The organism is Ilyobacter sp. (assembly GCF_041583315.1).
Taxonomy (GTDB): Bacteria; Fusobacteriota; Fusobacteriia; order Fusobacteriales; family Fusobacteriaceae; genus Ilyobacter.
Map to the genome: position 1 here is coordinate 1 of NZ_JBFHGC010000065.1, position 7,719 is coordinate 7,719.

General features: G+C 35.0%; 8 protein-coding genes and 1 tRNA gene. 4 read left to right on the forward strand and 5 right to left on the reverse strand.

The annotated features are described in order from the left end of the window. The first annotated feature begins 380 nt into the window (after positions 1–380). From ABZA26_RS03745 to ABZA26_RS03755, 3 genes are all read left to right on the forward strand, one after another. Entirely contained in the window at positions 381–941 is a 561-nt protein-coding gene (locus tag ABZA26_RS03745; RefSeq protein WP_372713179.1) for a GNAT family N-acetyltransferase, read from the forward strand. Positions 942–1,079: 138 nt separating this feature from the next. Continuing rightward, on the forward strand, positions 1,080–1,607 hold the full coding sequence (locus ABZA26_RS03750) for a macro domain-containing protein (RefSeq protein ID WP_372713180.1): 528 nt from the start codon (positions 1,080–1,082) through the stop codon (positions 1,605–1,607). A gap of 190 nt (positions 1,608–1,797) precedes the next feature. Next, positions 1,798–1,874 (forward strand) — tRNA-Arg (locus ABZA26_RS03755). A 42-nt stretch (positions 1,875–1,916) separates the two neighbouring features. Here ABZA26_RS03755 and ABZA26_RS03760 read toward each other — a convergent pair. From ABZA26_RS03760 to ABZA26_RS03780, 5 genes are all read right to left on the reverse strand, one after another. After that, complete coding sequence (locus ABZA26_RS03760; protein ID WP_372713181.1) at positions 1,917–2,549, reverse strand: hypothetical protein; 633 nt, start codon at positions 2,547–2,549, stop codon at positions 1,917–1,919. Positions 2,550–2,564: 15 nt separating this feature from the next. Next, entirely contained in the window at positions 2,565–3,065 is a 501-nt protein-coding gene (nrdG, locus tag ABZA26_RS03765) for an anaerobic ribonucleoside-triphosphate reductase activating protein (RefSeq protein WP_372713182.1), read from the reverse strand. A 44-nt stretch (positions 3,066–3,109) separates the two neighbouring features. Then, positions 3,110–3,415, reverse strand: a complete 306-nt coding sequence (locus ABZA26_RS03770) for a hypothetical protein (protein ID WP_372713183.1) — start codon at positions 3,413–3,415, stop codon at positions 3,110–3,112. An 84-nt stretch (positions 3,416–3,499) separates the two neighbouring features. Beyond that, on the reverse strand, positions 3,500–5,851 hold the full coding sequence (locus tag ABZA26_RS03775; protein WP_372713184.1) for an anaerobic ribonucleoside triphosphate reductase: 2,352 nt from the start codon (positions 5,849–5,851) through the stop codon (positions 3,500–3,502). Between the two features lie 261 nt (positions 5,852–6,112). After that, positions 6,113–6,595 (reverse strand): hypothetical protein, encoded by a 483-nt coding sequence (locus ABZA26_RS03780; RefSeq protein WP_372713185.1) that lies wholly within the window; start codon positions 6,593–6,595, stop codon positions 6,113–6,115. 255 nt (positions 6,596–6,850) lie between these two features. Between ABZA26_RS03780 and ABZA26_RS03785 the strand changes: the two genes are divergently transcribed. Beyond that, positions 6,851–7,243 (forward strand): DUF2914 domain-containing protein, encoded by a 393-nt coding sequence (locus ABZA26_RS03785; RefSeq protein WP_372713186.1) that lies wholly within the window; start codon positions 6,851–6,853, stop codon positions 7,241–7,243. The last annotated feature ends 476 nt before the right edge of the window (positions 7,244–7,719 follow it).

The window sequence follows — 7,719 nt, forward strand, 5'->3', positions numbered from 1 at the left end:
AACCGCTGACCTTCGCAGTGCAAGTGCGACGCTCTCCCAACTGAGCTATATCCCCATATGGCGCTACATAGGAGAGTTGAACTCCTGTGTTCAGGACAGAAAAATAGTATCATAGGGTAAAAAAAAAGTCAATAATTTTTAATTGTTTTTTATGGATTTTATAAAAAGGTATTTACAGGCATCATTTTAGGTTTATATTCTGATTTTTTAGTTTATTTGAAACTATAAATATTTGATGATTATTTATAAGAAATAATCAATAAAAATTTAAAAAAATGTATTTTTACTGTTTAATTTGTATTTTTTTTGTATTTTAGAATTATTTCTAGTATAATTTTAGTGGATGAATAAAAGCAAAAAAACTCGAAGGGAGCAATAAAATGGTTACATTGAAAACAGAAAGATTGTATCTAAAAGTTCTTGGAGAAGAATCTGTCACACAAGTTGCAGAATATTATCGTAAAAATAGAGATTTTTTTAAGAAATGGGAAAGTTCAAAGAGAGATGATTTTTTTTCAGAATCATATCAAAAAATGCTTTTAAAACTAGAAAAAGAAGATATTGGTAATGGAAATAGGATGAAGCTCTGGATTTTCACCCGGGAAAATAATAAGATTATTGGATTTTTAAATTTTGGGAATATAATAAGAGGGGCCTTTGATTCCTGTTTTTTAGGCTACAAGCTAGACAAAAGTGAAACCGGAAAAGGATATATGCTAGAGGCATTGAAGGAGGGGATGGCTTTTTACTTTGATGTGATGAAGCTGCACAGAATAGAGGTCAATCTCATGCCACAGAATATTATGGGTATAAAAACAGCAGAAAGAGCTGGTTTTACAAAGGAAGGTATTTCAGAAAAATATCTGAAGATTAACGGAGTGTGGGAAGATCATCTTCATTATGTAATGCTCAGAGAAAAATATGAACAATTGTATAAATAAAACTTATTACATTTACTTTTGATATATGTTACATATAATTATTTAATTTTAAAAAAAGGAAATAATATGGTATTAGTTTAAGGGAACGCAGAAATTAATTTCAGAGTAGTTTATTGCAGAAATATGGGAGTGTTTTTTATGTGGGAATGGAGTAAAATAACTATAGTAAAGGGTGATATCACAAAGCAAAAGGCTGACGTGATAGTTAATGCTGCCAATGTATCTTTACTAGGAGGCGGCGGAGTAGATGGAGCTATCCATAAGGCCGCAGGTGCAGAACTTTTAAAAGAATGTAAAAAATTTCATGGGTGTCCTACTGGAGAGGCCAGAGTTACAAAGGGATACAATTTAAATGCTAAATACATAGTTCATACTCCGGGACCGATTTGGAGAGGTGGCTTTTTTGATGAACAAAATCTTTTACGTAAATCTTATATTAATTCTTTGAAAAAAGCTATAGAGTTGAAAGCTAAGTCAATCGCTTTTCCTTCAATAAGTACAGGAGGACATAAATTTCCACTTGATATGGCGAGTGAAATTGCTCTGGCCACAATTTCTGAGGTTTTGAGCAAGGAAGAAAATGAGATAGAAAATGTGTATATAGTGTGTAAAAGTGAGGATACTTTCGATCAGTATGAGAAGAGCAAGAAGAAAATGGCTGGTTAGAAAATTTCAATAAATATTTAAAGGTCCCCTTATATAGGGGATTTTTTTATGAACTTTTTTTAAAATGGTGTTTCACTTGAAGTGAAATAAAGATAATTATTTTCATTAAGGTCTGGATAATTCATAAACTGTGGTTATTTTCAAAAAAAATCTTTATTTTTATTTGAAAATATTGTATACTTGTCTCGTTGACCCTGTAGCTCAGATGGATAGAGCGGCGCCCTCCTAAGGCGTAGGCCGTGCGTTCGAATCGCGCCAGGGTCGCCATTTTTATTTTTTGAAGAAATAAAAAAAGTCGGTTATCCGACTTTATTTTTTTATGCAAAATTCTTTAAAGTGAGGCAATGTCTCACACCATTCACAAAATGTTCCCCAGTCCTCTTTGAGTTTATGATGTCTTCTCTGCAGGTAAATGGTTTTTAGCTGAAGATAATTTGAGGTAACTCTCATAGTCTGTTCAAAACCTAGAGGTGCATTTGAGATAACTTTCATAAAAATCTCATACTTGGAATAAGTCGTCCCCTCTATACTGATCTCTTTCATTCCGTCCTCAAAAGAATTGAATACATCCACCCATTTTTGAAGGTTTTTGATCACAATATCATCCACATACTTGTTGCAGCACTCTTTTATGTCCATCTTAGTCATTCTGTGCATCTTACTGTTTGAAGATACTATGTCATGGAATGAATATCTCTGAAACTGAGGAGTCCAGTAGTTGGGATATCTGACATCGTACTGCACGACTATTCCCTTCAAAAAATTATCGTGTCCGCTTCCTGTAGGGACAGTCCCTAGTTTAATAGCTCTCGTTATATCTTTTTCAGTGAGGTGGGTATCCTCTTCACTCCACTCTGTTATCTCGTCAGCCCGCATAGGATATCCCCCTGCGATAATACTCTCTTCCAGTCCGTACACTCTGGTATTAAAAACCTTTAACATCTCTCTCCTCCTGTATTAGTCATAATCTTTTGTGGTGATTATACCTTCCTCAAGGGATGCCTTTACATCCACCAGTCTTTGATTTGAGCTTCCTCTGTAAAATAGCTCAGGATTTGTCAGATTTTTATCAAATCTTCCGTCCACCAGGACATCTATATATTCTAGGCATTTTTTTGTAATATCCTTTTTAATAAGTTCTTCAAAGGTATACCCTGTGTATGCCCATATGTTTGTATCGGTTTCTTCTTTGAGACGCCTCAGAAAGCCTAAGAGCTCCTCTGGGATGAAGAATGGGTCTCCTCCTGAAAGAGTAACACCGTCTAAAATAGAATTGTTCCTTATTTCAGAGATTATTTTCTGCATATATGCTTCATCCAGTACTTCCCCTATATCCCCTTTCCAGGTCTCAGGGTTGTGGCATCCTTCACAATAATGGCTGCATCCTGAGAAATAGATGCTGTATCTGAATCCCGGTCCGTCTGATATGGTCTCTCTGAATATCTTAATTATTTTCAAAATTAATTACACCTGTACTTTCTGTCCTCTATACCTCATAAAAATTAGCTTTTGTTTTCTGATCTGGCAGCCTTTTCAAATTCTTCCCAGTTGGGAAAATCTGTGTATTTATCCACAGCCTCATCTATCATCCACATGTCCACGGTACTGTATTCCTCTATGGGTTTTATTTCTATTTTCCCAAAGTAGAAAAAGTCCTCTATATCATCAAATTGCGTATTTTCTATCATAAAATTTTCTGAAAATATTTTCTTGTATTTACCGATTTCATTTTCATTGTTGATTTCTTTCAGAGCCGATTCCAGCTCAAACAGACCTTTTAATTTCAAACTATATCCTTTCCTTTTCACCTTTAAAAGGATGGCAAAAAAGTTTTTTTATTTTTTTATCAGATATTTAAAGGGGGAATGCAGCTATTCCCCCTAAATGGATTATTACATCCCGTGTTTAACTCTGTCCTCTTCCTCTTTCTGTTTGTAAGAGTTCCAGTTGTCCAGATCACCAGTGAGGTAACCTGTGATTCTTCTTGTTTTGGATATATTTTTACTTCCGCATACAGGACAGTCATCCTGGACTATTCCTTTGTATCCGCAGTCTTTGCATCTGTCCACAGGGTGGTTTATAGAACCATATCCGATCCCAGCTTCATGCATCTCTTTTACCAGCTTCATGATAGCCATTACATTTTTCTTCGCTTCACCGTCTAGTTCTATATATGTGATGTGCCCTCCTCTTGTCAGTTCGTGGAAAGGGGCTTCTTTTCTTATTTTTTCAACTGCAGAGATACCCTCTTTTACATCTACATGGAAAGAGTTGATATAGTAGTCTCTGTCGTTTACTCCTGCTATCTCTCCGAATATCTGTTTATCTATTTTTGTGAATCTTCCCGAGAGGCCTTCAGCAGGTGTGGCAAGAGCCGAGAAATTTAATTTATGCTTGTCTCTCAGTTCTTCAGAAGTGTCTTTCATTATTTTTACAGCTTTGTAAAGGGTTTCATATGCTCTGTCGTCAGAACCGTGACCTTTTCCAAATAGTGCCATCATGGCATTATGTCCACCGATGAAACCGATTCCCAGGGTTCCGCTGGCTAATACATCCCCTACTTCTTCATTAAGACTCAGAGCTTCTCCGCCGTTCCAAATTCCGTTACTCATCATAAACGGGAACTGTCTGGCGAGAGCCGTCTTTTGAAATGAAAATCTGTCAGCTAGCTGTTTTCCTACAAATAGAGACATATCTCTTACTCTGTCATAAAACTTCTCTACAGCTAATGCCTGAATCTCAGCCTCAGAGGCGCCGGCTAGTTCCATCTCTGCATCTAGTTTTGCTCTGATGGCGAGTCTTGGCATATTTATAGATGTAAAGGAGATATTACCTCTTCCTACAGATGTTTTTTCTCCGTTTACGTTTTCAAAGACCCTTGTTCTGCATCCCATGGTTGCTATTTCATACTTGTATCTGTCAGGATCATTTATATCCCACTTTTCATTGTGGTTAAATGGTGCGTCTAGGAATACAAAATTAGGGAAAAGTCTTTTTGCAGAGACTTCACACGATCTTATAAACAGGTCAAAGTTAGGAGTTTCAAATTGTAGTTTACCTTTGATAGCCTTGTCCCAGTTCTGACAGGCTGATTTAAAATCTTTTTCAGAATATGTTATTCCCTCTTTTATCTTAAGTATCTGGATCGGGAATATTGGTGTTTCAGAATCTCCCAGTCCCTCTTCAGTAGAATTAAGCAGTTCAAAAGAAACCATTCTTCCTTCTGGAGAAGTATCAGTACCATAGTTTATAGAACTGAATACTACCTGGTTTCCTCCTCTAGAGTGCATAGTGTTTAGGTTGTGGATAAATCCTTCCATAGCCTGATGAGTCTCATTTTTTGTATCATTATAAGCAATCATAACTAATCTGTCCACTGTCTTCAGAGGGAGGTTCAGCTCCGATGCCAGCTTTTCTTTTGTTTCTGCATCTACATCTATAGTTGTCACAAGAGTATTGACTATTTTTTTTACCTCTTTACTTTTCTCTTCAATATAATCAAACTCGAGGAAAGTAAGAGCTCTGTATCTGAAGTGTCTTCTGAAAGACTTTAAAACTCCTGGAGCCAGAAAGAAATCAAAAGCAGGTATAGCCTGTCCGCCGTGCTGCTCGTTTTGGTTTGTCTGAAATATAATTGTAGCCAGTACAGCATAAGTAGATATAGATTTTGGTTCTCTTATCTTCCCGTGCTTAGATGTAAATCCACTGCTGAAAAGTTTTTTTAAGTCGTACTGGACACATGTAGAGGTCTTTGTAGGATAATAATCCAAATCATGTATGTGGATATCTCCGCTCATATGGGCTCTGGAATATTCCTGGTTAAGCAGATATTTATGAGTGTAATCTTTGGTAGTCTCACTGGCAAATGTCATCATCTGACCACTTGGAGTGTCTCCTGCCATATTTGCATTTTCTTTATTAATATTATTTTTCTCTACTGTTACGATTCCGTCAAAAGCTTTTTTTATGTGTGTTCTCTTGTGTCTCTCTACATTCCTCATATCTCTGTATAAGATATATTTTTTTGCAACTTCAGGATATTCGTGCATAAGTTCTTTTTCTACTATATCTTGAATGGACTCAACTTCCATATCTGAATTCAGTTTCAGTATTTTTGAGGCTGCAGCCAGAGAAAACTCCTTAGGAATATCCTTACCTGCTGCAATACCAGCTTTTTCAATAACTTTGATTATTTTTTTCTCGTCGAAGGGAACTTTTGTTCCGTCTCTTTTTATAACAAACATGAGAAACCCCCTATATTTAGTTCAGATCTAACTTAGATGATACCATATGTGGTGTTTCGTGTCCAGTGAAATGATGGTATGTTAGCTATATATATTTTATATTTTGTCCCCACTTTCTAGTTTTAAAAGGCTATCTCTTATAAAATAAATATTATTGATTTTTATTTAATTTTTTCTGTACATTTTTTAAGTATTGAAGTCCCCTTGAAAGAGAAAATCCGGCTATAAAAAAAAGAGCATCAGCCCTTTTTTAAAAAAAAATTATTCCAATGATTTTTTCTTTGCGAAATATTCTTTCTGAACAATCTCGGTGAAATAGTTCAGCCGATTTTTCTTTATATTTTCCAGGTCCTCTATACTTTCCGCATCTCGGATCAGAAATACTGTTATTTTTTCTTCCTTATCGGTGTTTTCATAAAGATAATTTGTATTTTCCAGGGATCTTTTCTTTTCCTGGTAGATGCTGTCTACAGATTCTGTAAAATATTTTGAGTGTGTAGCTCTTACTCTCCCCAGCTCTTTTACAGTGTCAGCATCCTCTATTAGATGTACAGTTTCTTTTATTCCCCTTTCAAAATCCTGATAATCATTCTGGTTGTGTAATGTTACTAATCCGAAGACGGTAACCACCGCAGCGAATGGAATCCATAAAGGATCTCCAGCCGGGCCCCCGTATCCAAAGGGTCTTGCCTGGGAAAAAGTAAAACATCCCAGTAAAAAAATTACAATTAATATTTTTTTCATAGACCTACCTCCCTCATTAATATAAATCTTAACTGAGTATAAAACGATTAACTAAAGTCGATTAAAATGCTAAGTGTTTTGTGTGTCAAATTTGTGTTTTTCAATTAAATTTTTTCAAAAAAAAGTATTAAGCTCTAAAAATGGTATAATTTAATCATATGACGGTTTTGTTTCTTATCACAGAATTAAAAAAAATGTATAATAACAAGAAATATTCATCAGATGTTTCTTTTTTATAGTAAGGAGGTTTTTATAATGAAAAAAATACTTGGCGTGCTTCTTTTTATTTTGGTTTTGAGCTCTGCCTACGGGAATAGCTCTTATAAGCTCTCAAGGGCTGTCCTGACAGATGGGATAGTACAAAAGGAACCTGCTCCTGACAGAGACCAGTTTTACTTGGGGGAGAGGGCTGTATTTTTTACGGAACTCACAGATATAGGGGTGGAAGAAAAGAAGGTTTTTCATAACTGGTATCTGATAAAGGATGATGGGACAAAAGAAATAATGGCATCTGTTCCCTTGAAAATAAAAGGGTATAGATGGCGTACATGGTCCTCAAAAAATCTATATAACAGAGGAAAGTGGCTTGTGGAATTGACAGATGATCAGGAAGTTATTTTGACATCTAGTGAGTTTATTGTCCAGTGAGTTTTCCTCTGCAAAAGTTAAATGTTTTTTGAAATTTTCAAATTTAAAGTCTTAAATGAATCGTCACATGGAAAAATACTGTCTGTGTGATGATTTTTAATTGTATAATATTCTCCGAGGGGCACATTGTGAAATTAGGAACTTTTTTTTCTGGAAAAAACTCTTGAAAGATTCATAAAAAATATTTAAAGCATTAATAAAATAAATTAAACAAATTCAAAGAAACTTCAAAATGTATTTTATTAAAACATTTTTTAATTTTTTTTATTTTTTTTTTGAAAAAAAAGGTTAGTTAATTCCTTTGATATCACTGGGATAGGGCTGTGACATATATATCGTATATAGAGTACATTGATACAAAGTAGTTGTGTACAAGGGCAAAAAAGAGGTATACCTTTAATGTGAATGATTTTACTAAGTGATAAATACATAAAATTTTCTCAGGAGTGTTGCGATGGGAAATAGAGTCTTAGTCA

Excerpts from the sequence above, each read along its gene's own strand:
- ABZA26_RS03780 (WP_372713185.1), bottom strand. The coding sequence starts at position 6,595 with ATGAAAAAAATATTAATTGTAATTTTTTTACTGGGATGTTTTACTTTT.
- ABZA26_RS03760 (WP_372713181.1), bottom strand. The coding sequence starts at position 2,549 with ATGTTAAAGGTTTTTAATACCAGAGTGTACGGACTGGAAGAGAGTATT.
- ABZA26_RS03785 (WP_372713186.1), top strand. The coding sequence starts at position 6,851 with ATGAAAAAAATACTTGGCGTGCTTCTTTTTATTTTGGTTTTGAGCTCT.
- ABZA26_RS03775 (WP_372713184.1), bottom strand. The coding sequence starts at position 5,851 with ATGTTTGTTATAAAAAGAGACGGAACAAAAGTTCCCTTCGACGAGAAA.
- ABZA26_RS03750 (WP_372713180.1), top strand. The coding sequence starts at position 1,080 with ATGTGGGAATGGAGTAAAATAACTATAGTAAAGGGTGATATCACAAAG.
- ABZA26_RS03745 (WP_372713179.1), top strand. The coding sequence starts at position 381 with ATGGTTACATTGAAAACAGAAAGATTGTATCTAAAAGTTCTTGGAGAA.